Source organism: Flavobacterium succinicans (assembly GCF_001662485.1).
Lineage (GTDB): Bacteria > Bacteroidota > Bacteroidia > Flavobacteriales > Flavobacteriaceae > Flavobacterium > Flavobacterium succinicans_A.
Genome location: NZ_JMTM01000046.1, coordinates 60,450 through 85,124 on the forward strand (window position 1 = coordinate 60,450; position 24,675 = coordinate 85,124).

General features: G+C 36.1%; 17 protein-coding genes and 1 tRNA gene. 10 read left to right on the forward strand and 8 right to left on the reverse strand.

Features of this window, described 5'->3' with window-relative positions:
- The first annotated feature begins 23 nt into the window (after positions 1 to 23).
- On the forward strand, positions 24 to 371 hold the full coding sequence (locus FLB_RS07560; protein ID WP_064715356.1) for a toxin-antitoxin system YwqK family antitoxin: 348 nt from the start codon (positions 24 to 26) through the stop codon (positions 369 to 371).
- A 260-nt stretch (positions 372 to 631) separates the two neighbouring features.
- On the opposite strand, the gene FLB_RS07565 is transcribed toward FLB_RS07560, so the two are convergent.
- The 5 genes from FLB_RS07565 to FLB_RS07585 form a co-directional block, all read right to left on the reverse strand.
- Complete coding sequence (locus tag FLB_RS07565; protein WP_064715357.1) at positions 632 to 3,808, reverse strand: efflux RND transporter permease subunit; 3,177 nt, start codon at positions 3,806 to 3,808, stop codon at positions 632 to 634.
- Positions 3,809 to 3,837: 29 nt separating this feature from the next.
- A complete protein-coding gene (locus FLB_RS07570) occupies positions 3,838 to 4,905 on the reverse strand; it encodes an efflux RND transporter periplasmic adaptor subunit (RefSeq protein ID WP_064715358.1) in 1,068 nt (355 codons plus the stop codon).
- A 4-nt stretch (positions 4,906 to 4,909) separates the two neighbouring features.
- Positions 4,910 to 6,253 carry a TolC family protein gene (locus tag FLB_RS07575; RefSeq protein ID WP_064715359.1) on the reverse strand — a complete coding sequence of 448 codons (1,344 nt, stop codon included), beginning with the start codon at positions 6,251 to 6,253 and terminating at the stop codon, positions 4,910 to 4,912.
- 57 nt (positions 6,254 to 6,310) lie between these two features.
- Entirely contained in the window at positions 6,311 to 6,922 is a 612-nt protein-coding gene (locus FLB_RS07580) for a TetR/AcrR family transcriptional regulator (RefSeq protein ID WP_064715360.1), read from the reverse strand.
- Positions 6,923 to 7,020: 98 nt separating this feature from the next.
- Positions 7,021 to 7,542 carry a YceI family protein gene (locus FLB_RS07585; protein ID WP_064715599.1) on the reverse strand — a complete coding sequence of 174 codons (522 nt, stop codon included), beginning with the start codon at positions 7,540 to 7,542 and terminating at the stop codon, positions 7,021 to 7,023.
- Between the two features lie 279 nt (positions 7,543 to 7,821).
- Between FLB_RS07585 and FLB_RS07590 the strand changes: the two genes are divergently transcribed.
- Positions 7,822 to 8,796, forward strand: a complete 975-nt coding sequence (locus FLB_RS07590; protein WP_064715361.1) for a polyprenyl synthetase family protein — start codon at positions 7,822 to 7,824, stop codon at positions 8,794 to 8,796.
- 68 nt (positions 8,797 to 8,864) lie between these two features.
- On the forward strand, positions 8,865 to 9,218 hold the full coding sequence (locus FLB_RS07595; protein WP_064715362.1) for a hypothetical protein: 354 nt from the start codon (positions 8,865 to 8,867) through the stop codon (positions 9,216 to 9,218).
- A 101-nt stretch (positions 9,219 to 9,319) separates the two neighbouring features.
- Here the strand turns inward: FLB_RS07595 and FLB_RS07600 are convergent, their stop codons facing one another.
- Positions 9,320 to 9,856: a hypothetical protein gene (locus tag FLB_RS07600; protein ID WP_064715363.1), complete on the reverse strand. Its 537-nt coding sequence runs from the start codon at positions 9,854 to 9,856 to the stop codon at positions 9,320 to 9,322.
- Between the two features lie 115 nt (positions 9,857 to 9,971).
- Between FLB_RS07600 and FLB_RS07605 the strand changes: the two genes are divergently transcribed.
- The 3 genes from FLB_RS07605 (at position 9,972) to FLB_RS07615 (ending at position 17,560) form a co-directional block, all read left to right on the forward strand.
- Positions 9,972 to 12,761 carry a 2-oxoglutarate dehydrogenase E1 component gene (locus tag FLB_RS07605; RefSeq protein ID WP_064715364.1) on the forward strand — a complete coding sequence of 930 codons (2,790 nt, stop codon included), beginning with the start codon at positions 9,972 to 9,974 and terminating at the stop codon, positions 12,759 to 12,761.
- Positions 12,762 to 12,847: 86 nt separating this feature from the next.
- Entirely contained in the window at positions 12,848 to 14,074 is a 1,227-nt protein-coding gene (gene odhB / locus FLB_RS07610; RefSeq protein WP_064715365.1) for a 2-oxoglutarate dehydrogenase complex dihydrolipoyllysine-residue succinyltransferase, read from the forward strand.
- Between the two features lie 600 nt (positions 14,075 to 14,674).
- Positions 14,675 to 17,560: a T9SS type A sorting domain-containing protein gene (locus tag FLB_RS07615; protein WP_064715366.1), complete on the forward strand. Its 2,886-nt coding sequence runs from the start codon at positions 14,675 to 14,677 to the stop codon at positions 17,558 to 17,560.
- A 52-nt stretch (positions 17,561 to 17,612) separates the two neighbouring features.
- Here the strand turns inward: FLB_RS07615 and FLB_RS07620 are convergent, their stop codons facing one another.
- Positions 17,613 to 18,053: a retropepsin-like aspartic protease gene (locus tag FLB_RS07620; RefSeq protein WP_064715367.1), complete on the reverse strand. Its 441-nt coding sequence runs from the start codon at positions 18,051 to 18,053 to the stop codon at positions 17,613 to 17,615.
- A 261-nt stretch (positions 18,054 to 18,314) separates the two neighbouring features.
- Here FLB_RS07620 and FLB_RS07625 point away from each other — a divergent pair, with 261 nt between their 5' ends.
- The 4 genes from FLB_RS07625 to FLB_RS07640 all read left to right on the forward strand — a co-directional run bounded on the left by FLB_RS07625 (position 18,315) and on the right by FLB_RS07640 (position 21,446).
- Positions 18,315 to 19,082 carry a TatD family hydrolase gene (locus FLB_RS07625; protein WP_064715600.1) on the forward strand — a complete coding sequence of 256 codons (768 nt, stop codon included), beginning with the start codon at positions 18,315 to 18,317 and terminating at the stop codon, positions 19,080 to 19,082.
- A gap of 66 nt (positions 19,083 to 19,148) precedes the next feature.
- Positions 19,149 to 20,285, forward strand: coding sequence for a 1-acyl-sn-glycerol-3-phosphate acyltransferase (locus FLB_RS07630; RefSeq protein ID WP_064715601.1), 1,137 nt, complete (start codon positions 19,149 to 19,151; stop codon positions 20,283 to 20,285).
- Positions 20,275 to 21,303, forward strand: a complete 1,029-nt coding sequence (locus tag FLB_RS07635; protein ID WP_064715368.1) for an asparaginase — start codon at positions 20,275 to 20,277, stop codon at positions 21,301 to 21,303. The genes FLB_RS07630 and FLB_RS07635 overlap by 11 nt, the downstream gene beginning before the upstream one ends.
- A 56-nt stretch (positions 21,304 to 21,359) precedes the next feature.
- A tRNA-Ser gene (locus FLB_RS07640) sits at positions 21,360 to 21,446 on the forward strand.
- 265 nt (positions 21,447 to 21,711) lie between these two features.
- On the opposite strand, the gene FLB_RS07645 is transcribed toward FLB_RS07640, so the two are convergent.
- Positions 21,712 to 24,624, reverse strand: coding sequence for an FAD-binding and (Fe-S)-binding domain-containing protein (locus tag FLB_RS07645; RefSeq protein WP_064715602.1), 2,913 nt, complete (start codon positions 24,622 to 24,624; stop codon positions 21,712 to 21,714).
- Positions 24,625 to 24,675: the final 51 nt, after the last annotated feature.

Consider the following 24,675-nt stretch of genomic DNA (forward strand, 5'->3'; position numbering starts at 1 on the left):
ATAAATCATTAAAAACTAACGATATGAAAAAATTTTTAATCACACTAGCATTGGTGTTCTCAGGAATGATATATGCGCAAGACGCTAAGCCAGTTTTGGAGCCTTTTGGAAAAAAAGTAAAAGCTACTTATTTCTATGATAATGGACAAGTACAACAAGAAGGCTTTTTCGAAAATGGTAAGTTAGAAGGGTACTGGGTTTCTTATAATGAAGATGGAACCAAAAAAGCTTCTGGATTTTACAAAGAAGGTGTAAAAGTAGGGAAATGGTTTTTTTGGAAAGATGTAAACTTAAGCGAAGTAGATTATTCCAATAATGCTATCGCAGCAGTAAAAACTTGGAAACAAGAAGCAATCGCGGTTAAGAATTAATTCTCTTTTTAGTTAATTTAAAAAAGGGCGTCTAAAAAAAATTAGACGCCCTTTTTTGTTAAACAAATTAAGAACTAAAAACAAACTGAATTATTGCTACCTTACAAAAGGTATCTGTAGATAAATAGGATTTGAAAGTATACCTGCAAAGTCTTTAGTCAGCCTTTGCAGGTTTTTTTATTATTAGATTAGAATAATACCTAACAAGTACAGAATGAATTCTTACAGATTAGGTAGTAAATGGAATTCAAGTTACGAGGTTATAGCGTATGTTTTGGATTGATACCATCTTCGCTCAATTCTTTGTGTACATACTCTTCGGTCATTAAAGCATTATAATCCGTTTTTTCTTCTTTACTAAACTTGTGGATGATTTTCTCCATGATTTCATAAATCACTGGAACAATAATCAAAGTCAAGAACAACGAACTGATTAATCCACCAATAATTACCCAGGCTAAACCATTTTTCCATTCCGCACCGGCACCAGAAGCTAAGGCAATTGGAAACATACCAAAAACCATCGCAATGGTAGTCATCAAGATAGGACGTAAGCGAGCATGGTTGGCTTGAATTAATGCCGTACGAATGGTTTCGCCAGCAGCTCTTCTTTGGTTGGTATAATCGACAAGCATAATGGCATTTTTACAAACCAAACCAATCAACATGATAATCCCCAAAATGGTAAATATATTCAATGAATTGTTTGTCAAAGCTAAGGCTAGCATGGCTCCAATAAACGAAAGCGGAATAGCAAACAGTACCACAAATGGATGTACAAAACTGTCATACAGCCCTACCATAACCAGGTAAACCAAAATAATAGCAGCCAATAAAGCAACTCCTAAAGTTCCAAAACCTTCACTTTGATTTTCTTGATCACCACCCCAAATGTAATTTACCCCAACAGGTTTTTCTAATTTATCTAATCTTTCTTGCCATTGAGTAACGATAGTTCCTGAAGGAACCCCTACGTTTTGTCCTTGAACGGTTACTGAAGCTGTTTTATCTCTACGCTCTAATTGACTTGGTCCAGAACCTTCTGTAATGGTAGCGAATTGTGACAATTTTATTTGTTGACCAGCGCTATTTACAAAGATTAGGTTACTTACATCGGTAATGTCTTTTCTATCGAAAGCATTATACTTGATGTTGATGTCATATTCATATTCTCCAGCTCTAAATTTACCATCGGTATTACCGCTGTACGCGGTTTGCATGGTTAACCCTACCGTTTGTAGTGTCAAGCCTAAAGCCGCCATTTTATCACGATCTACTTTAACGTTGACTTCGGGATTTCCATCTTCAACTGTTAATTTGATTTCGGTAGTTCCTGGGATTTTTCTTAACTCAGCTTCGGCCAGTTTAGCAAATTTCATGGCACTTTCTACATTCGACCCTGTAACAATAAGGCCAAGTTTTGCATCTTCAGCAGTTCCTAAAATCCCTACAGGTACCGTTTTTACTTTTGAACCCACCAAGACTTTTTCTAATTGTCGTTTGATTTTTGCAGCATAAACTGAGGCGTCGTCTTTTCGATCTTTTTGATCAATCATTTTTACGTCAATCTCAGCTTTGTAGGCAGTAGCTTGAGAAGCTCCCATACCTTCAGAGGTTTGTCCAACAGTTGTAATTTGAGATTTTACATATTCTTGATTTTTTAAATAAGCCTCAGCTTTTTGCGTCATAAAGTTGGTTTGTTCTAGTGAAGCATCTTTTGGCATTTCTATTTGTACCAAAAACTCTCCACTATCAGATGAAGCAAAAAATTCACCACCAATAAAACCACCACCTAATAATCCAATGGTAGAGGCAAAAAATAGAACTAAAACGACTCCAATGGTTTTGATGTAATTATTCAAACACCACTCTAGAATTCCAGTAACCCAATTCGTGAATCTGGTAAGCATGCTTTCGAAAGCTAAAATCGTTTTTCCGAAAAGGTTATTTCCTTGAATATGTTCTAATTTTCCAAATCTTGAAGACAACCAAGGAATGATTGTAAACGAAGCCAAAAGGGATAACAAAGTAGAGATAACTACTGTCATACAGAATTGCGTAATAATATTAGATACCAAACCAGTACTCATAGCGATAGGTAAAAATACTACTACAATAACTAATGTAATTGAGGTTACTGTTCCTCCAATTTCTGCGGTTCCATCGTAGGCTGCACGAACACGGTTTTTCCCCATTTCCATGTGCCTATAAATATTTTCGAGAACCACGATGGCATCATCGACCAGAATACCCACAACAAGAGATAAACCTAATAAACTCATTAAGTTTAGTGTATAGCCTAATAGATAAATTCCAATAAAAGTAGCAATTAAAGAAGCCGGAATAGAAACCATTACGATCAATGAGTTTCTTACACTGTGCAAGAAGAACAACATTACCAAGGCTACTAAAATTACCGCAATCAATAAATCGTGAATTACAGAATCTGCAGCTTCTAATGTGAATACCGTACTATCTTTGGCGATTTCTAATTTTAATGCATTGGTTTTGTATTCGCTTTCTAACTTTTGTATAGTTTTTACTAGTAATTCACTTACCGCTACAGCATTTGCATCGGATTGTTTTACAATTTGAAGTACGATCGCACTTTTTTGATCAACACGAGCTACTTTTTCGGCAATTTTTTGAGTGTCTTGTACATCAGCAATATCTTTTAAACGAATTTGAATTCCGTTTTGTGATGAGATGACTAGATTTCTTAATTCCTCAACATTTTTGTATTTACCTGCTAAACGAATTAATATCTTTTGTTCACGCGTTTGGATGTTTCCAGTAGGGAAATCTAAGTTGGATGTTAAAATCATTTGTTGTACTTGCGGTACAGACAAATTGTATCCTTGCATTTTTACTGCGTCAAGATTTACTTGTATTTCACGTTCTTGGCCACCAATAATGTTTACTTGTGCTACGCCTTCTACACGCGATAAAACAGGTGCGATTTTTTTATCAATCAAATCATAAAATTCGGCTTCGTCCATTTTTCCATTGGCACCAATAGTCATAATTGGTAAATCACTCAAAGAGAATTTTGTTAAAGATGGTGGATCAGCATCTTTTGGTAAATCACTTAAAACGGCATTGATTTTTCGTTGGGCATCATTCATCGAAATGTCTACATCAGCATTTGAGGTTAGTGTGATGGAAACAATAGAAAGGCTTTCATACGACTTGGAATCAATTTTCTTGATATTTTCGAGTGAAGCAATAGCGTCTTCAACTTTTTTGGTCACGGTGTTTTCTACTTCACTCGGAGAAGCTCCAGGATAGACTGTAGAAACGGTGATTACGTTGGTTTCAAATTTCGGAATCAATTCGTAGCCTAATTGGCTGTAACTGAATAGTCCACCAAGAATTAGGATTGTAAACAATACAATCACTAACGACGGACGTTTTATGGATATTTCTGCTAATTTCATAGTAAGTGGTTCTTGATCGTTCCAATCAATTATTTAATAATTTCTACTGAATTACCGTCTTGTAAATTAATCTGACCCGTTGTAATTACTGTTTCTCCATTGGTCAAACCCTTTAAGATTTCTACTTTGTCACCTAAAATTCTTCCAGCAGTTACGGTTTTTAGTTTTGCCAATCCGTTTTCGACTACAAATATTTGATTACTGCTTACACTGCCAACAAAGGCGTTTCTTGGTACAATAGTCATAGTTTGTTTTTGTTGTGCCGATTTAAATAAAGCAGTTCCGTACATACCCGCTTTGATATCGTTATTGGCATTGTTTGCAATTTCAATTTCAACTGGGAAATTTAAATTACTGTCTGCTTTTGCTGCAATAAATGTGATTTTGCCGCTAAATTCTTTGTCAGGATATACGCTGGTTGTTACACCAATAGTATTACCTACTTTTAGGCTGGCTACTTGTCCTTCGCTAACGGTGACTTTTAATTTTAATTTGCTAACGTTTACAATGTCATACAAAGCTGTTGCTGGCATGGCCGAAAGCATAGAACCTGGTTCGATGTACTTTTTATTGATGATGCCGTTGATTGGTGATTTTATTCGGGTATCGCCTACATAGATTTTGGCCTGCTTATAGTTGGCCTCTGCGTTAGATAATCCTAGTTTGGCTTGATCTAATTGTTGCTTAGTTACCCCGCCTGTTTTGAAAGCATTCTCAAAACGGTTGTAATCAGATTTCGCATTCATGTAGGCTGCTTCTGCAGCTTGTGCATTTACATTGATAACATCTCCTCTTACTATAGCTAAAGTTTGTCCAACACTTACGCGATCTCCTTCTTTGGCTAAAACTTTAATTACCTTTCCGGAGTGCTCTGCTGAAAAGGTCAATTCTTGAGTGGGCTCAAAATTTCCATTGGCTACAAAATCCAAATTCACTTCTTCTATTTTTACTTGAGCCACTTTAACAGAAATGCTAGCGTTTTTCTCAGCAACTATGGCAATTTTTTCAGCATTTGACTCTTTGTTTTTCATTAAGATATAGCCTATTAAGCCTAATGCTCCTAAGATGATTATGATGGTTACTATATTTTTTTTCATAGGTTTAGTTATTTATTAATGATTTTAGTTCTCCTTTTGATTTTACTAGTTTTATTTCTGCTAATTTGTAATCTAAAATAGCTGCGGTATAGTTGTTTTGTGCTTCTGTAGCTGCGTTTTCAGCATCTAATAAATCCGTTAACGATGCTAATCCTTGTAGGTAATTATTGTTGGTGTTTTTCAAGATTTCACTAGATAGGAGCATATTTTCTTTTTGATTGGTAATGGTAATAATGCTATTTGTAATTTGAGTAGTAGCATTTTTATAATCTAAATCCAAAGCTAATTTTGTGTCCTTAATATCTTCTTGTACAGATCTTAACTCTACATCTGCTTGTCTTACTCTAGCACGGGTACCAAATCCAGTAAAGATGGGTACTCTTACGTTTAATGATATTGAGGAGAAATCAGACCAGTATATCCCATCTGCAGGTTTTTTGAACCAAGGCATTTGTGGGCCCTGACCAATAAAATTATAGTTAGCTGCCAATGACAAAGTAGGATAGTAGTTTGCCATAGCTGCTTTTTTCTGATAATTTAATAACTCTTCTTGTTTTTTTAACAACAAAAATTCAGTTCTAGAACTTGGATTAGGCGCTTCAGTAAGGGCTAATGGAGTGATTTGAAATTCTGAATTTGGTAATTCTATTTGTGTTTCAATAGGCATACCAATATAGAATTTTAAGGCATTTTCTTGTAATTGTAACAAGTTGACTACTTGTAATTTGGTGGTAGCAACATTGGTTACTTTCACATTCATACGATCCAAATCAATTTTTTTTGCTAAACCGTTTTCAAATTGCCCTTTTACAATATCGCGTACCTTTTCGGTTATCTTAAAAGTACTTTCTAAGAGCGATAATTTTTCGCGCAAAACATAAATTTGGTAGTAGTTGTTGGCTACCCTTTCAATGACTTGTTCTTCGGTTAATTGATCGTTAATTTGATAAAACTCTCTAGTTGATTTTGCTGCTTTCAAGCCAGTAAAAACGGTTTGATCGAACAATGCTTGGGATAAACTAACGCCCCCTACTGAATTCCATTTTTGTCCAAAAACGGCTTGAATGGTCGTGCCAGGTTGTCCAAAAGAAGCGCCATCTATAACATTAGTTTGTAAAATGGGATTGTAAGTCAAACTTCCATTGGCCGAAATTTGCGGCAATGCTCTCGAGCGAACTTCTTGAATTTGGTACTCGCTGTTTTCTACTTTTAATTTTGCTTTTTTTGCGTCTGCTTTATTTTCAAGTGCATAAATCAAAGCATCTTTAAGGGTTAGTTTTTTTACTTCTTGCGCCTGAAGATTTACTACAAGCAGTAGGATAGTAAGTAAGGAAAATTGATATTTCATAAGAGTGATTTTTTGGATTGGGTAGATTTAAATGTCTTTTTTGTTTGATGAAAGATTTCAGTTAGTATTTTGAATGATATTGTGATTTTGTAAGTGTTTTTCCAGTTCGATAATTCCTGCTAAGGTTGCCATTGCTCTTGTATGGTATTCTAAGGCATCCAATTCTAATTGCTGGGCTTCTTTTTCTGAAACGGTATTGCCATTTATATCAAAAATTAAAGTGTAATAAAATTTCACATAGGTTTCAATTGGCAAATCGCTGCGGTAGAGCCCTTCCTGAATGCCTTTCTCTATGTTTTGTTTGAAAACCGTATTGCAATCATTAACTTCTCTGTTAACCAACTTGTTGTAAATTTCTGGGTAATGTTTTTTTAATTGGTACATGGGCGAAGTATCACCAGCATTGAACATTTCTTTAAACATTTTTCTTATTTCGAAATTCTCTTGAATGGCATTGTAATTTTTTTGTACGATGGCGTCAATACTTTGATGCACTTCTTTATGCATAATCTCGGTGCTTTCCTCAATCAATACTTCTTTGTTGCAGAAATATTTATAAATAGTTTTTTTAGAAATACACATTTCTCCGGCTATATCATCCATGGTGATGCTCTTGAACCCTAGTTTCAAAAACAACTCACTTGCTTTGGCCATAATTTTTTCTTTCATAAGTAGTATAAATTTTTTCTAAAATTTACTGTTATCATTTATCTAAAGGTGATTTAGGGCAAAAATCTTCTGTATTAGGTAAGAAATAGATAATTAATTTAAATTACAAATTCAAGATTAGCAACCAATTTTATATCTTGTCCAATCGAAACACCGCTTTGATGATGATTGGTATGGTAAGAAAGGTCAAAATCACTGCGTTTAATTTTTGCTGTTACTTCAAGAGAAGCTTTTTGAAGGCCATCATAGTTATTGATGCCCATAAATTCGGTATCCAATTCTAAGGTTTTGGTCACATTTTTGATGGTCAAATCTCCTTTTAAAAAGTTAATATTTTTATTTATTTTTTGAAAAGAAGTCGACTTAAATCGAATCATTGGATGTTTCTCAACATCAAAAAAATCATTTAATTTTGTATGTGAATCGATGTGCTCAATTTTGTTGTAGTTGTTATTTACATCCAATGAAAATTCTACAGAGGCATCTTCTATATCATCATTGGCCATGACTACATAGCCGCTAAAGGAATTTGTGTTTCCGCCCAAATACGCAATTACTGAATGTCTTGCTTCTATTAAAACATCAGATTGATCTGAGTTGATCACCCATTTTGAGTTCATAAAGGTTTGGTTTAATTTGTTTTTGGAAATTTTTGTTTTTTGGTATTTTGTCAAAAGGTTAACATTTTGACGAGGCAAATATAGAAAGGAAACGTTAAGCACCAAAAAAGTTTCCAGTGTTTTTTTGATTTTTACTGAATTTAACAATCTAAAACGTTTTCGATAATCAAAATTTAACAATTGTTACACAGGAATTTAATGAATGGGAGGCTTTTTTGTAGTGATTTTATGCTCTCGAGTTGTATCTTTGAGCCTTTCCTAATCGAATTTTAATTAGTTATGCATTCAGTTTCAGCTTATCAGGAGTATTTTATCGCTTATTTAGAAAAGCAAGTAATTCATAAAGAACCTCGAAATCTTTATGAACCTATTCAATATATTTTATCGTTGGGCGGAAAACGAATGCGACCTGTGTTGACATTAATGAGTGCCGAAGTTTTTGATGCCAATTATCAAAAAGCACTTCCAGCAGCTATGGCGGTTGAGGTTTTTCATAATTTTTCTTTAGTTCATGATGATATTATGGATGCGGCTCCTTTGCGTAGAGGCAATGTGACGGTGCATGAAAAATGGGATATCAATACCGGAATTTTATCTGGCGATGCAATGCTGATTTTGGCCTACCAATATTTTGAAAAATATGAGCCAAAGACGTTTCGAAAACTAGCCAAATTATTCAGTAAAACGGCTCTCGAAGTTTGTGAAGGACAACAATGGGATGTTGATTTCGAAACGAGAACCGATGTTACGATTCCTGAATACCTGAAAATGATCGAATTTAAAACTGCCGTTTTAGTAGCTGCAGCGATGAAAATGGGTGCAATTATAGCCAAAACATCTAAGTCGAACGCCAAGTTGATTTATGATTTTGGATTGAATTTAGGCATTGCCTTTCAGTTACAAGACGATTTTTTGGATGCCTTTGGTGATCCTGCTACTTTTGGAAAGCAAGTTGGAGGCGATATTATTGAGAATAAAAAGACCTTTTTGTTTTTGAAAGCAATGGAATTTTCAACTCAAACCCAAAAATCTCGTTTGTTGCATTTGTTTTCAGAAAACCTTGAAAATTCGGAGGCCAAAATCGAAGAAGTAAAACAGATTTTTATGGAGAGCGGCGCTTCATTGGCTACCCAAGAAGCGATAAAGGACTATACACACCAAGCTTTTGATACCTTAGATAAAATGAATATTGATGCCGATAAAAAAGCTTTATTAAAAACTTTTGGCGAAAACCTCATGGGTAGAAAAGTATAAAAAAATAATCCTTTTAATGATATTCTTGAGGTAATTTGCCTTTTCAATCTTTAATTTTGAGCCAACTTATGTATATAGCGCCCTTAAATACAGATCATTTACTTTCGGAGGCAGAAAAAGAAAATTTGTATCTAAAATTGGTGGCTCAAATCAATAAAGATTTTAATTTAGCCAATGAAGGTGTTGATTTTCCTGTAAATGTGTCGCCTAATCAACTCAAAATTGAATTGCAAGAAAAAGTATATCGACTCATTCAATATAAGTTTGCCGAATATCTAAATTTGCTCTATATTATTGATGTGCCAGAAAACGAGATTAAACAACTCGATGGTTCTGATATTATAACATTATCAGGTCAAGTTTCTTTTTTGATTCTAAAAAGAGAATGGCAAAAGGTATGGTTTAGAAATTATTATCGTTGAGTTTAAGGGTGAAATTTCTCCTCAAAAACTACCTTTTTTCATTTCTCAATTCCTTTCAACAAAGAAAAACTTAGATTCTTTGTTGCCCAGTATTAAGTTTCTTAAAAATAAACCCTTACAAAAGGCATAAAGGCTTCGCTATAAATACTCTTGTTGTTGTCGTGTAATACGTCATAACGAACCCCAAAAGTAACGTTGTTGTTTCTATAACCCGCACCAAGGTATAAGGCTGTATTCCAAAAATTATCCGAGGCTGAGTTGCCATTGATAGTTCTATAATCGGTATTGAATCGCAATTGCTCTAATTCTGCTGATAGTTGTATTTCAGGAATGGGATTTACTAATCCGATCAAGCTTCCGCCATAAGTGTAGGTTTCATAGCTGTTTTTGACTTTTATATATCCAAATTGCAAACTTGCTCCTAAGGCCACATATTGGTTTAGGTTATAAATAGCACTTGGCGAAACAGATATGTCAGTAAAACCTGATCCAAAGTTAAGTCCGAGCCCTCCTCCAAATTGTATGTTTTTGCTAAAAGTATTCGAATTGGACTGTTGCGCATACATCGATTTCGTAAATGCAAATAAAACGAAAACCAAAATGGCTTTGAAAGCCGTAAAAAAAATATTTTTTTTCATGATATTAGGTTTATTTTAACAAAAATAGCCGTAAAAGTAAACAAAAAAATGAATTAGTTATAACTGTTTATTGTACTTTTGTCGGACTATTTTAAAAATACATTCAAATAATATTATGGATAGGTTTTCATTTTTAAACGCAGCACATACCGAATTTTTTGCACAATTATACGATCAGTATTTAGAGAATCCAGATAGCGTAGAGCCAAGTTGGAGAAGTTTCTTTCAAGGTTTCGACTTTGGAATGACTACTTATAATGAAGAACAAGCCTTAGTGCAAAGTGTTCCTACAGTTGTTCAGGCTTCAGGGGATTCTTGTTCGGCTTCTAATGCTGAAGTTTCGGAGAAATTACAAAAAGAATTTAAAGTTATTAAGTTGATCGAAGGCTATCGTACTAGAGGGCATTTGTTTACCAAAACAAATCCGGTGCGTGATAGACGTCATTATGACCCAACTTTGGATGTTGAGACTTTTGGACTGTCTTCTGCTGATCTGAATACGGTTTTTGATGCCGCCAAAGTAATTGGTGTAGCGCCTTGTACACTGCGTGAAATTATCGGACATTTAGACAGGATTTATTGTCAACACATCGGTATCGAGTACGTGTATATTCGTAAGCCAGAAATTGTGGAATGGATTCGTCAAAAATTAAGAGTTAATGACAATCAACCTAACTTCTCTGCCGACGAAAAGAAATTGATCCTAGGGAAATTAAATCAAGCGGTTTCTTTCGAAAACTTTTTGCATACTAAATATGTAGGTCAAAAACGTTTCTCATTAGAAGGAGGTGAATCTGTTATTCCTGCTTTAGATGCTTTGATTGAAAAAGCAGCAGACAAAGGCGTAGAACAGTTCGTGATGGGAATGGCACACCGTGGCCGTTTGAATGTATTAGCCAATATTTTTGGAAAATCTACGCAAGATATCTTTAGCGAATTTGATGGTAAAGATTACGATCAAGAGTATTTTGATGGTGATGTGAAATACCATTTAGGCTTAACTGCTGATAAGGTAACTCGTTCAGGAAAGAAAATCAATATCAACTTAGCTCCTAATCCATCTCACTTAGAAACAGTTGGAGCAGTTATCGAAGGGATCACAAGAGCGAAACAAGATAAATATTATGCTGATGATTTTTCGAAAGTATTACCTATCGCTGTGCATGGTGATGCCGCTATCGCAGGACAAGGTATCTTGTATGAAATCGTTCAGATGGCGCAATTAGATGGTTACAAAACAGGAGGAACTATTCATATTGTAATTAATAATCAAGTAGGATTTACGACCAATTATTTAGATGCTCGTTCTTCTACTTATTGTACCGATATCGCCAAAGTAACTCTTTCCCCAGTTTTACATGTAAATGCTGATGATGCTGAAGCGGTAGTTCATGCCATGTCTTTTGCTTTAGACTTTAGAATGGAATTTGGACGCGACGTGTTCATCGACTTATTAGGATATAGAAAATATGGTCACAACGAAGGGGATGAGCCAAGGTTTACACAACCAGTTTTATATAAAATTATTGCTAAGCATCAAAATCCAAGAGATATTTATGCTTTAAAATTATTGTCAGAAGGCGTGATTGATGCTACTTATGTAAATCAATTAGAAAAAGAGTACAAAGCCGTTTTAGAAACCAATTTGGAAGAATCTCGTAAAAAAGATTTGACCATCATTACACCATTTATGCAAAATGAGTGGGCTGGTTTTGAACAGGTTTCTGATGATGTTATGTTGAAAAAAGTAGACACAACTGTTGCAAAAGACACCTTAGATTCTATCATTGGGACGGTTTCTAGTTTGCCATCGGATAAAAAGTTCATCAACAAAATCACAAAAATTGTTACCGATAGAAAAACTGGCTATGATAACAACACTATAGATTGGGGTACCGCCGAAACGCTAGCTTATGGTACATTATTAACCGAAGGTTTTGATGTTAGGATCTCTGGTCAAGACGTAGAGCGTGGTACTTTTTCACACCGTCACGCTGTGGTGAAAGTTGAAGATTCAGAAGAAGAAGTGGTATTATTAAATCATATCGAGAACAAAAAAGGGAATTTCCATGTGTTCAACTCTTTCCTTTCGGAATACGGAGTACTAGGATTTGATTATGGATACGCTTTGGCTAATCCTAAATCATTAACGATTTGGGAAGCACAATTTGGAGATTTCTCTAATGGTGCACAAATTATGATTGACCAATATATTTCTTGTGGAGAAGATAAATGGAACAACCAAAATGGAATTGTAATGTTATTGCCTCACGGTTACGAAGGGCAAGGAGCAGAGCACTCTTCTGCTAGAATGGAGCGTTATTTGCAATTGTGTGCGCGTCATAATATGTATGTAGCCGATTGTACTACACCAGCCAACTTCTTCCATTTATTGAGAAGACAAATGAAAACGAATTTCCGTAAACCATTAATTGTTTTTTCTCCAAAAAGTTTACTTCGTGACCCAAGATGTGTGTCTCCAATAGAAGAATTCACTAATGGCGGTTTCCAAGAAACTATTGATGATGCTACAGTAAACAAAGCTGAGGTGAAAACCTTGGTATTCTGTACGGGTAAATTCTACTATGACATTACTGCTGAAAGAGCTAATAATGGTAGAAACGATGTGGCAGTAGTCCGTATCGAACAATTATTTCCATTACCAATTGAGCAGTTAGAAGCGATTATTGCTCAATATCCAAATGTGGATGATTATGTTTGGGCACAAGAAGAACCTAAAAACATGGGGGCTTACACGTACATGTTAGCTAATTTTGATTTGGTAAAATGGAGATTAGCTTCGCTTAAGGCTTATGCAGCGCCAGCATCAGGAAGTTATACTCGTGCTAAACGTCGCCACGCCGATGCGATTAGAATGGTATTTGATAAAAAATTATTTAGATAAGAAAATTTGTTTCAGGTTTGAAGTTTCAAGTATGGTGTTTTCCAGCTTTAAACTTTAAACTTTTTAAACTTTAAACAAAAAATTGTATGATTTTAGAAATGAAAGTCCCATCACCAGGGGAATCCATCAAAGAAGTAGAAATAGCCACTTGGTTGGTAAAAGATGGTGATTATGTAGAAAAAGATCAAGCGATTGCTGAAGTAGATTCAGATAAAGCTACCTTAGAGTTGCCAGCAGAAGCAAGCGGTGTAATTACCCTAAAAGCCGAAGAAGGCGATGCAGTAGCAGTAGGTGCTATTGTTTGTTTAATTGATACTGGAGCAGCAAAACCATCAGGTGCAGCAGCTGTGGCAGCACCAGCGCCAGTAGCTGAGGCTCCAAAAGCTGAGGTAAAAGTTGAAGCGCCAAAAGCAGCTCCAGCAGCTCCAAGTTATGCAGCAGGCACTCCATCGCCAGCAGCTAGAAAAATATTAGATGAGAAAAATATAGCTCCAGAAACCATTGTTGGAACTGGAAAAGCAGGAAGAATCACTAAAGAAGACGCCGTTAATGCAGTACCATCTATGGGAACTCCAACAGGAGGTTCACGTGGTGTAGAGCGTACCAAATTATCTATGTTGCGTCGTAAAGTATCTGAGCGATTAGTAGCTGCCAAAAACGATACGGCAATGTTGACTACTTTCAACGAAGTAAACATGACGCCTATCAACAACTTGCGTAACGAGTACAAAGATGCCTTCAAAGCAAAACACGGTGGGGTAAGTTTAGGCTATATGTCTTTCTTTACCAAAGCGGTAACTAGAGCGTTGCAATTGTATCCGGACGTAAACTCTATGATGGATGGCGATTACAAAGTAGCCTACGATTTCTGTGATATTTCCATCGCAGTTTCTGGACCAAAAGGGTTAATGGTGCCAGTAGTTCGTAATGCAGAAAACTTGACGTTCCGTGGAGTTGAAGCCGAAATCAAACGTTTGGCCTTGAGAGCACGTGACGGACAAATCACTGTAGATGATATGACAGGAGGAACTTTTACAATCACAAACGGTGGTGTTTTTGGTTCAATGTTGTCAACTCCAATTATCAACCCTCCACAGTCAGGAATCTTAGGAATGCACAATATTATTGAGCGTCCAATTGCTGTAAATGGTAAAGTAGAAATTCACCCAATGATGTACGTAGCCCTTTCTTATGACCACCGAATCATCGACGGACGCGAGTCAGTTGGTTTTTTGGTAGCAGTGAAAGAAGCACTAGAAAATCCAGTGGAATTGCTTTGCGATAACAATCCTAAAAAAGCATTTGAGTTGTAGTCCATACAATTTTAAATACACAAAATCCCAAATTCCAATATTGGTTTTTGGGATTTTTTTATGGAAAAAAGTCACAGAATGAGTTGTTTTAGGAGCAGAAAGATGGGGCTTTTTCAGGAAGCAAAGTCCCGCTCTTCGTTATAATCTTTTGGGGCTGAACCCCAGCTCCAAAAGGATTTCCACTACAATCGGGGCTAGTGAGGGACAAGGGGCAAATTTCAAGGGTCAAAAAGCTCAGTTGCACGCTTCTTAATGTGTTTTTTTTTGTTTGTAGATTTTTGATTGGAAAAAGTTTATGTATTTGTGTTTTTTATTGAGATTTTTATTTTTTATTACTTAATAAATTATGATTTAATTAAAAATGAAAATAATTTTTTGACTATTTACCATAACATTACCACAACATTATTGATTTTGATATAGTTGGCTTCTTTTTTTATTTGATACAATCTAAAGGGTAAGTCCCAGTTATAGTAGTGTTTTTGGTTATTTCTACTGGTCAAATTTCTTTACACTGTTGTATAGTTTTTAGATAGGTATTGTTTTAAATTTCAACATAATAACATTCATAAATTTGAGGATAATAAATACCTCAACATTATGAAGAATTTTACTTTATTTATTTTTCTGTTGTATTTTTCAACAGGATTTTCACAAAATGCACCAGTCACCTTTGAGAACGGAGAATTCGGTTCGACGTGGGCATTTACTACTTTTGAAAACGGAACCGGCGCAGGATATTCCAAAGTCTCTAATCCTTTTCCTGGTGGAATCAATAACTCAGCGACCGTAGGGAAATTTGTGGCTGGAGCAAGTCCGGCTGCCGCTCCTTATGCTGGATTTGAAACAGCCCATGCCTCAGGTGCAAATGGTATTGGAACTTTTACTTTGAGCGCTTCTAATAGCATTGTCAAAATAATGGTATACAAATCGGTAATTAGTGATGTGGGTATCAAATTTGCAATTGCTAATGGCGGTGCCCAACAAGAAATTAAAGTGCCTAATACTAAGATCAATGAGTGGGAAGAATTAACTTTTGACTTTTCTGGAAAAATAGGACTATTTGAGACTATTAACATCGATCAAATTATTATTTTTTTAGATTTTAATACTAGAACGGCTGAAACTACTAGTTATTTTGACAACATAACTTTTTCAGCTAAACCTGCGGCAACTGCACCAACAATAGCTGCAACTACACCAACTGTAGCTGCTGGAGATGTTATTTCATTGTTTAGCAATGCTTACACAAACGTTCCTGTGGATAATTGGAGAGCAGATTGGGGTCAATCTGGAAATGTAGTATCTGATATTCAAATCGCTGGAAATGATACTAAAAAATATACAGACTTAAGTTATTTTGGAGTCATCACAGAAACTAAAAAAATTGATGCTTCAGCAATGCTTAATTTTCATATTGATGTTTGGAGTCCGAATGTAACCACTTTTAAAATCAAAATAGTCGATTTTGGAGCTGATGGTGCTTATCAAGGCGGTGACGATAAGGAGTTCGAAATTACGCGTACTTTGACTTTAAATAGTTGGAACAGTATAGAAATTCCTCTTTCTCAATTTACAGGATTGACAACAAAAGCCAATATTGCGCAATTTGTTTTCTCGGGATCTGCAGGAACCATATTTATAGATAATGTGTATTTTAATAAGGTGGCTACAATTACTCCACCAACAGCAGCTCCGAATGCTCCTGTTACTTTTGAAACGGGAGAATATGGTTCTACTTGGACGTTGACTTCTTTTGATAATCCATCGGGTGCATCAACAGCTTCTTTGTTGGCTACAAATCCTAATAAGACAGGAATTAATACTTCAAATACAGCCGTTAAATTTACTGCATTGGTAGCGGGCGCTTGGTATACCGGTTTTGAAACTGCTCATGCTTCTGGTACGAATGGAATTGGAACATTTACATTGAATGAATCCAACAGTACTATAAAAATGATGGTGTACAAAGATGTGATTAGTAAGGTAGGTATTAAATTTGCACGCCCCGATGGTGGTTCTACTGGTGAAATCACGGTTTCTAATACTAAAATAAACGAATGGGAAGAGTTGACTTTCAACTTTGCAGGAAAAATTGGGGAAGGGGCTTCAACGGGTATAGATCAAATTATTATATTTCCTGATTTTATTCCCGAAGGAACAACAAGAACAGCAGATCATGTTTGTTATATAGATAATATTACTTTTTCTGCTAAAACTACGACTCCTGTAGTTGTAACTGCACCAACTGTAGCGGCACCCATTCCTCCAACACGAGTAGCTTCAGATGTAAAGTCTATATTTAGTGATGCTTATGCTGTATATAAAGCAGGTGACTGGTGTAAATGTTGGGGTCAATCCACAGATGTTACCGATGAAGCTATTGTTGGGAATGCTACAAGAAAATTAAGCAATTTCAACTACCAAGGGGTCACATTACCAGGTACTGAAGTTTTTGATCTTTCGGATATGACGACAATGCACGTAGATTTATGGTCTTCTACTGCAACATCAGTTAAAATTAATCTTATCAATCAAGGTCCTGTAGAATCAGGCGTGACATTGACAATTGCAGCTGGATGGAATAGTTTTGACATGGCTTTAAACGCTACCAATTTTCCTGGGATAAACTTAAGTACAGTGTTTCAAATGAGTTTGTCTTCGCTTCCAACAGGGACAACAGTGTATCTGGACAACTTTTATTTTTATAAATCAAGTGCTGTGGTTGTGCCAACTGCACCAACTGTAGCGGCAACTACTCCAACTATAGCAGCTGGGGATGTAATTTCATTATTTAGCAATGCTTATACAAACGTTCCTGTTACCTCTTGGAGAACGGACTGGTCAGTAGGTAGTACTTTGACAGATCTTCAAATTGCTGGAAATGATATTAAAAAATATACTAATTTGAATTATTTTGGGGTAGATATAACGGGTACAATAGACGTTGCAGCAATGTTGTATTTTCATATTGATGTTTGGACACCTGATCTAACAGCATTCAAGGTTAAATTAGTTGATTTTGGAGCAAATGGTGTGTACCAAGGAGGCGATGACGTGGAGTTTGAAGTGACGCGTACACCAACATTATCAGGTTGGAACCGTTATGATATTCCTTTGTCAGAATTTACAGGTTTAACTACCAAGGGACATATTGCTCAATTGGTGTTATCTGGAGCGCCAGCAGGAACCGTTTATATTGACAATGTTTATTTCAGTAAAACGGCTTCTACTTTAGGAGTTACTAATTTTGAAATGTCAAAAGTTGTCATGTATCCAAATCCAGTTACTAATAACGTGACAATTGAATCCAATGGTTCGATTGATACAGTGAGTATTTATACTCTTTTAGGTCAGGAAGTTTTAGTTAAAAGTCCAAAAACTAATTCCACAACCCTTCAAACAAATGAGCTTCAAAAAGGAGTTTATATTGTTAAAGCAGTAGTGGACGGAAAAGTGACTTGTGCTAAGATGATAAAGAATTAATTTTTTTTACAATCGTAATAGAGAGCGTGTCGGGAATCGATACGCTCTTTTTTTATTTCAACAAATACAAATAATGATTGTAATAATCTATAATCGCTTTTCCTTTCATCAAGATATCAGCACCTATAATTCCATGTACAGGTTTTGCTTTGTGTTGCAACAAAGCTTCATTCACGTGTGACAAATCAAAAATTACAATATCAAAACTGCTGTCTTTCCAAGAACCTAGTTGCAATTGATTTTTTGTGGCAATTTGTGTAAACATTCCAGTAGCGCCGGCTCCAGAGGCTTTGGTTTTGGATTTTTTGGCTTTTAGTACAAACCAATCAATACTCTCAAATCCTACGCAGCTGTTTGAAGCGCCTGTGTCTAAAATAAAATTTCCAGAAACACCATTTATTTTTGCTTTTATCAGAAGATGCTGTGTTTTAGTAATCTTAAATTTTACTTTTTTGTAGTTTTCTTTTTTAAGGATATCTTGTAGGTTTTTCATTTGTGCAATATCTATTTCTGTGTTTTTTTTCTGTTTTACAAAGATACATCGAGTTACTGAAGGAATTGTGCGAATCTGGAGCGCATTTGTATCAAAAAAAGGTAGCCACTAAGTAGTGTTAAATGGAACTAATATGATAAATCTAAAAAACGAATACCCTGACGAATCTGTTTTTCTGTCCGAAACTCTTTAAATTGTATTTTTTCAACAATTATTATTCTTGTAATTTTGCATCCTTAAACTTTACACTTGAAAACAACTATTACAATTACCGATACGCATACCCATTTATATTCCGAAGAATTTGATCAAGACCGTGGCGAAATGATCCAACGTGCTATCAATGCTGGTGTTTCTCGTTTTTTTATTCCAGCTATCGACTCGACTTGTACGCAGGCGATGTATGATTTGGAGCAAGATTTTCCTGAAAATGTTTTTTTGATGATGGGCTTGCATCCTACTTATGTGAAAGACAATTACGAAGCCGAGTTAGCGCACGTAGCTTCCGAACTAACTAAGCGAAAGTTCTACGCCATTGGCGAAATAGGTATTGATTTGTATTGGGACAAAACGCATCTTAAGGAGCAACAAATTGCTTTTAGACAACAGATTCAATGGGCAAAGCAGTACAAATTACCGATTGTGATTCACTGTCGTGAGGCTTTTGATGAAATTTTCGAAATTCTAGAAGAAGAGAAAAGCCCTGAATTATTTGGGATTTTTCATTGTTTTTCGGGAACCTATGAGCAAGCGCTACAGGCGATTTCTTACAATATGTTGTTGGGAATAGGAGGTGTAGTAACTTTTAAGAATGGAAAAATTGACCAGTTCCTAGACCGCATTGATTTGCAACACATCGTTCTCGAAACCGATTCGCCTTATTTGGCTCCGATTCCCTTTCGTGGCAAGAGAAACGAGAGCAGTTATGTGGTGAATGTCGTAGCAAAGTTGGCTATAATTTACAATAAAAGTGTTGCAGAAATAGCCCAAATTACAACTGAGAATTCCAAACGGGTATTTGGGATTTAAGCCTAAAAGTACCTTAAGTTTCCGTTTTTTTTTGTTCTTTTGTTCCCATTAAAAATGAAAATCAAAATGCAAAAATTTGACTCCATTCGGCCATTTTATGATTCCGAAGTAAACGATGCGCTATCCGATGTGATTCAGCATCCGATGATGAAGGCATTAATGAATTTTTCTGCTCCAGATGTCCCTGATGAAGTATGGAAAAGCCAACTGATGAAAACGCATTCTATTCGTGATTTTCAATGTAATTTTATTTATCAATCCGCACGCAAAATTTTAGAAAAAAGCTCCGAAGGATTAACGACTTCTGGCTTTGAACATTTAGAAAAAAACACGTCTTATTTGTTTATTTCTAACCACCGAGACATTTTATTAGACACCACTTTGCTCAATGCTACTTTGTTCGAACACGGATTAGTCATGACAGCATCGGCTATTGGAGATAATCTCGTTAAGAAATCTTTTCTGAAAATATTAGCGAAACTCAATCGAAATTTCTTAGTGCTTCGAGGACTATCTCCTAGAGAAATGTTGCAAAGCTCTAAGTTACTTTCAGAATATATAGGGCAGCTGTTGATGCATGAAAATCGTTCGGTTTGGATTGCACAACGTGAAGGTAGAACCAAAGACGGCAATGATGCTACGAATCCTGGGGTGCTAAAAATGTTAGGCATGGCTTCGGATGAGAAAAAAGTTATGGATTATTTTAAGAAAATTAAAATTGTACCCGTTTCTATTTCGTATGAATACGATCCGACCGATGTACTCAAGATGCCGCAATTAATGGCTGAGGCCAATAACGAGATTTACATTAAAGAGAAAAATGAAGATTTTCAAAACATTTTGAGTGGTGTTTTGGGACAAAAAAAGCGTATTCATATTCATGTGGGTAAAGTTATCGATTCAGAAATTGATGCGATTGTTGCCGATGAGGAAAACGCCAATAAACAAGTTTTAGCCTTGGCGCAAACCATAGACGATGCGGTTTTGACCAACTATAAATTATGGCCGACAAATTTTATTGCCTATGATCTATTGCACAAAACCAATCAATATGCACACAAGTACACCGAAAATGAAAAATCCTTGTTCGAGCGCCGTTTAGAATTGCGAATCGATCATGATAACCCAAAGCTTTTAGAAGGTTTTTTGGCGATGTATGCGAATCCTGTAGTTAATAAATTAAAATACACTGATGCGCTCTAGTACCAAAATACTTTTGATTTATACCGGAGGTACCATTGGTATGCAAAAAGATTTTGAAACGGGTGCGTTAAAGGCTTTCAATTTTAGCAAGCTTTTGCAGCGCGTTCCTGAGTTGAAGTTATTGGATTGTGCCATTGAAACAATTTCTTTTGAAAATCCTATCGATTCCTCAAACATAAGTCCAGAAAGCTGGGTGGCTATTGCTGAAGTGATTGAGCAAAATTATACTGCTTTTGATGGTTTTGTTGTTTTACATGGCTCAGATACGATGTCCTATTCAGCCTCGGCCTTGAGTTTTATGTTGGAAAATTTAGGAAAACCAGTGATTTTTACTGGTTCTCAACTTCCTATAGGTGATTTAAGAACCGATGCTAAAGAAAATCTGATTACAGCCATACAAATTGCCTCCTTACAAGAAAATGGAAAACCAGTAATTACAGAAGTTGGTTTGTATTTTGAATACAAATTATACCGTGGTAATCGTACAACCAAAATAAGTGCAGAACATTTTAATGCTTTTACTTCACCTAATTATCCTTTTTTAATTGAATCAGGAGTACATTTAAAGGTCAATAAAGACTTGCTGTTGCCGTTGGATGCGAACAAACCTTTTCGTGTACATAAGCTATTTGATGCCCATGTGATGATTTTGAAAATGTTTCCAGGGATCAATCAAAAAGTATTGGAAACGCTAGTAAATATTCCTGATCTAAAGGGCATCGTTCTAGAGACTTATGGTTCTGGAAATGCACCTACCGAGGAATGGTTTATTGAGTTACTACAACAAGCCATTATTTCAGGTATACATATTGTAAACGTTACGCAATGTTCTGGCGGAAGTGTTAATATGGGGAAATACGAAACGAGTTCAGAGCTGAAAAAGATTGGCGTTATTTCTGGAAAAGACTGTACCACAGAGGCTGCCATTACTAAATTAATGCATCTTTTAGGGCAGAACATTCCAACTTCTGATTTTAAAAATAGCTTCGAAAATGCAATCCGAGGGGAAATGGGATAATAATTACTTTTTCCTTTTCTAACTCAATTTTTTTTATGTTATTTGCAATCCCAATTAGAGAGGTGTCCGAGTGGTTGAAGGAGCTAGCCTGGAAAGCTAGTATATGGGTAACTGTATCGAGGGTTCGAATCCCTTCCTCTCTGCTGATTCATTCACAAATCCAAATAAAACCCTTTAAATCCTATGATTTAAAGGGTTTTTTAATTAGTATTCTTTCCAATTTTTATCTTCAAGATTTATACTAGCTTCTATTCTAAAACGTTGTGTTTGTTGAGGTATTGATGTGGTATTGTGTTTTTGTAAGTTTTTTTCAATTCTCTACGTTTCTGCTGAATGTACATTTGGAAGACGAGAGGTAGTGAATGTTTCAATGCTTTAAGTTTTTCCTGCGAGTTACGGAATGTTCTATTACTTTAAACAGCTTTTTAAAATCGTAACGGGATGCTGGACTTCTCTTCCTGTTCCATCCAAAATCTGATGGCGACAACTTGTGCCTGCCGCAGAAATAATAGTATTTGTATCAGTTGCCCTGATTTTTGGAAACAAAGTATCTTCTCCCATTTGCATACTAATTTCATAATGTTCTTTTTCGTATCCAAAAGAACCTGCCATTCCGCAACAACCAGAATTATAGATGGTAACGGTATTGTTTTTGGGCAGATTCAACATTACAAAAGTTGCCTCAACTGCACTCAATGCTTTTTGATGACAATGACCGTGAATTTTAATTGATTTGGCTTGATCTGAAAAATGTTCGGCTCGTATGGCGCCTTTCTCGATTTCTCGTTTGAAGAACTCCTCAATGGTAAATACATGCTTGGCTAATTGCTCTGCACCAGCTTTGTCCTCTGCAAGTCGAAGGTACTCGTCTCTAAACGTTAAGATAGCCGAGGGTTCGATGCCAATTAAGGGCGTTTCTGCCGAAACAATGTCTTTGAAAATTGCTACGTTGCGTGTCGCGATAGCTTTGGCTTGTTCCAAAAATCCCTTCGAAATAAAAGCTCTACCACTTTCTTGATGATCAATTATTACGACTTGGTAGCCTAATTGGGTCAATAATTCATAAGTGTCAACGCCTACGCCAACATCGTAAAAATTAGTGAATTCATCGCAGAATAGATAGACTTGTCCATTTGGATACAAAGGAGTTGCTTTGTCTTTACGATTTTTCTTTACCCAATTTCGAAAGGTTGTGGGGGCTAAATGTGGTACTACGCGTTGAGGGGCAATTCCCATGGTTTTTTTTACCAAAGCTAAATTAGAAACCCAATTGGTAAATGTAGGGGTTAAACTTCCTAAGGTATTCAATTTAGCATTGTAGGCAAAAATCTTATTTCGCTTCGAAAAACCGTTAGCCTTTTGGTATTGGTACAAAAACTCTGCTTTGAGTGAAGCAATGTCAACGTTACTCGGGCATTCACTTGCACAAGCTTTGCAACTTACGCACAAATCAAAAACCTGGTACAGCTCATCGTGATCAAACTTGTTGTCTTTTTCTGAATTTGTTAAAAATTGTCGTAAACTATTGGCACGAGCCCTTGTGGTATCTTTTTCATTTCGAGTAGCGCGATAGCTCGGACATAAAGTGCCTCCAGCTGAAGGTAATTTTCTACAATCACCTGAGCCGTTACATTTTTCTGCTAAACGTAAAATCCCCATACTATCAGAGAAATCCTGAATGGTTTGAATTGTAGGTTCTTCTCTGCCTGATACGACCCTGAGATTTTCATCCATTTTTGGAGTATCCGTGATGCGACCTTTGTTGAAAATAGAGTTGGGGTCAAATGCTTTTTTGATACGTTTTAGTAATTCATAATTGTTTTCGCCAATCATATAGGGTAAAAACTCGCCTCGAACAATGCCGTCTCCATGTTCACCGCTAAGCGAACCTCTATATTTTTTTACCAAAACGGCAACTTCGGTCGCAATGGTTCTAAATAATTGTAAATCTTCTTTCTTTTTTAAATTCAGTATTGGGCGTAAATGCAATTCACCTGCCCCTGCGTGAGCATAATAGATAGCCTCTTGTCCGTACTTTTTCATCATTGCGGCAAATTCTGCAATGTAATTTGGCAAATCGCTCAATTCTACCGCAGTATCTTCTATTGAATCAGCAGCTTTATCATCGCCAACAATGCTTCCCAAAAGACCTAAACCAGCTTTTCGTAAGGCATTAATTTTGTCAATTTCTTTGCCATATAATTTAGGTAAGGCATAGCCAAAGTTATTTTGTTTTAAGTCAGCGATTAAAGCTTCGGCTTGACGTTCAGCGTCTTCGATAGTATCGGCCGCGACTTCTAGCATGATAATAGCTTTGGGTTCTCCTTGAATAAAGAAACGATTTTTTGCTTGTTCCCTGTTGGTTTTGGTACAGTTTAAGATAGTGTCATCCATCATTTCGCATGTGTACAAATGATGTTTCATGGCAATCATTACGGCCTCTAGACTTTCTTGAATACTGTGAAAATGAGCCGCCACCATAATATTGTATGCGGGCGGCAAATCATCTACTTTGAGCGTTATTTCTGTGGTAAAGGCTAAAGTTCCTTCGCTTCCACAAAGCAAGGTGCCTAGATTTATTGTGGGTTCAGCACCAGAAAACAGATCGGATTTTAACAACAAATCCACGGCATAACCTGTATTTCTTCTGTGGATTTCTGGTTTTGGAAATTCTTTTATAATTTCATTTTGCGTTTCAGTATTCGACAGCTCTTCATACAGCGTTCTGTAAATATGATGTTCTAAAGTAGTTCCTTTTGTTTTTTCAATAAATGCCTCTGATGTCAGTGATTTAAAAACCGTAGCCGAACCATCACTCAGAATGGTTTGAAGTGCTACAATTTTATCTCTTGTTACTCCATAGCGTATTGAGGTAGTTCCAGAAGAATTATTGCCAACCATTCCACCAATCATGCACCGATTGGAGGTCGAAGTAGTGGGGCTAAAAAATAAACCATATGGCTTCAAAAACAAATTAAGCTCGTCGCGAATCACACCGGGCTGAACGGTAACGGTTTTATTTTCTTGATCCAAAGAAACAATTTGGGTGAAATATTTTGAAACATCTACAATAATGCCACTACCCACGGTTTGTCCAGCTAATGATGTGCCAGCTGTTCTTGGGGTTAATGGAATTTGGTGTTGATTAGCAAAATGTACAAGGGTTTGAATATCGGCTACTGTTTTAGGTTGTGCTACGGCCAGTGGTTTAATTTGGTACACCGAAGCGTCAGTTGCATAAATAACTCTATGCAATTCATCATAAAAAAGATCGCCTTCAAGTGCTTTGGATAATTGTTCTAAGGGGAGTATTTGTGACATGGTAGGGGGTAATTGCTGAACTTTCAACCTTGGTTTACAAAATAAAAATTC

Excerpts from the sequence above, each read along its gene's own strand:
- FLB_RS07615 (WP_064715366.1), top strand. The coding sequence starts at position 14,675 with ATGAAGAATTTTACTTTATTTATTTTTCTGTTGTATTTTTCAACAGGA.
- FLB_RS07570 (WP_064715358.1), bottom strand. The coding sequence starts at position 4,905 with ATGAAAAAAAATATAGTAACCATCATAATCATCTTAGGAGCATTAGGC.
- FLB_RS07580 (WP_064715360.1), bottom strand. The coding sequence starts at position 6,922 with ATGAAAGAAAAAATTATGGCCAAAGCAAGTGAGTTGTTTTTGAAACTA.
- FLB_RS07565 (WP_064715357.1), bottom strand. The coding sequence starts at position 3,808 with ATGAAATTAGCAGAAATATCCATAAAACGTCCGTCGTTAGTGATTGTA.
- FLB_RS07600 (WP_064715363.1), bottom strand. The coding sequence starts at position 9,856 with ATGAAAAAAAATATTTTTTTTACGGCTTTCAAAGCCATTTTGGTTTTC.
- FLB_RS07575 (WP_064715359.1), bottom strand. The coding sequence starts at position 6,253 with ATGAAATATCAATTTTCCTTACTTACTATCCTACTGCTTGTAGTAAAT.
- FLB_RS07620 (WP_064715367.1), bottom strand. The coding sequence starts at position 18,053 with ATGAAAAACCTACAAGATATCCTTAAAAAAGAAAACTACAAAAAAGTA.
- FLB_RS07595 (WP_064715362.1), top strand. The coding sequence starts at position 8,865 with ATGTATATAGCGCCCTTAAATACAGATCATTTACTTTCGGAGGCAGAA.
- FLB_RS07560 (WP_064715356.1), top strand. The coding sequence starts at position 24 with ATGAAAAAATTTTTAATCACACTAGCATTGGTGTTCTCAGGAATGATA.
- FLB_RS07645 (WP_064715602.1), bottom strand. The coding sequence starts at position 24,624 with ATGTCACAAATACTCCCCTTAGAACAATTATCCAAAGCACTTGAAGGC.
- FLB_RS07630 (WP_064715601.1), top strand. The coding sequence starts at position 19,149 with ATGCAAAAATTTGACTCCATTCGGCCATTTTATGATTCCGAAGTAAAC.
- FLB_RS07585 (WP_064715599.1), bottom strand. The coding sequence starts at position 7,542 with ATGAACTCAAAATGGGTGATCAACTCAGATCAATCTGATGTTTTAATA.
- FLB_RS07635 (WP_064715368.1), top strand. The coding sequence starts at position 20,275 with ATGCGCTCTAGTACCAAAATACTTTTGATTTATACCGGAGGTACCATT.
- FLB_RS07605 (WP_064715364.1), top strand. The coding sequence starts at position 9,972 with ATGGATAGGTTTTCATTTTTAAACGCAGCACATACCGAATTTTTTGCA.
- odhB (WP_064715365.1), top strand. The coding sequence starts at position 12,848 with ATGATTTTAGAAATGAAAGTCCCATCACCAGGGGAATCCATCAAAGAA.
- FLB_RS07590 (WP_064715361.1), top strand. The coding sequence starts at position 7,822 with ATGCATTCAGTTTCAGCTTATCAGGAGTATTTTATCGCTTATTTAGAA.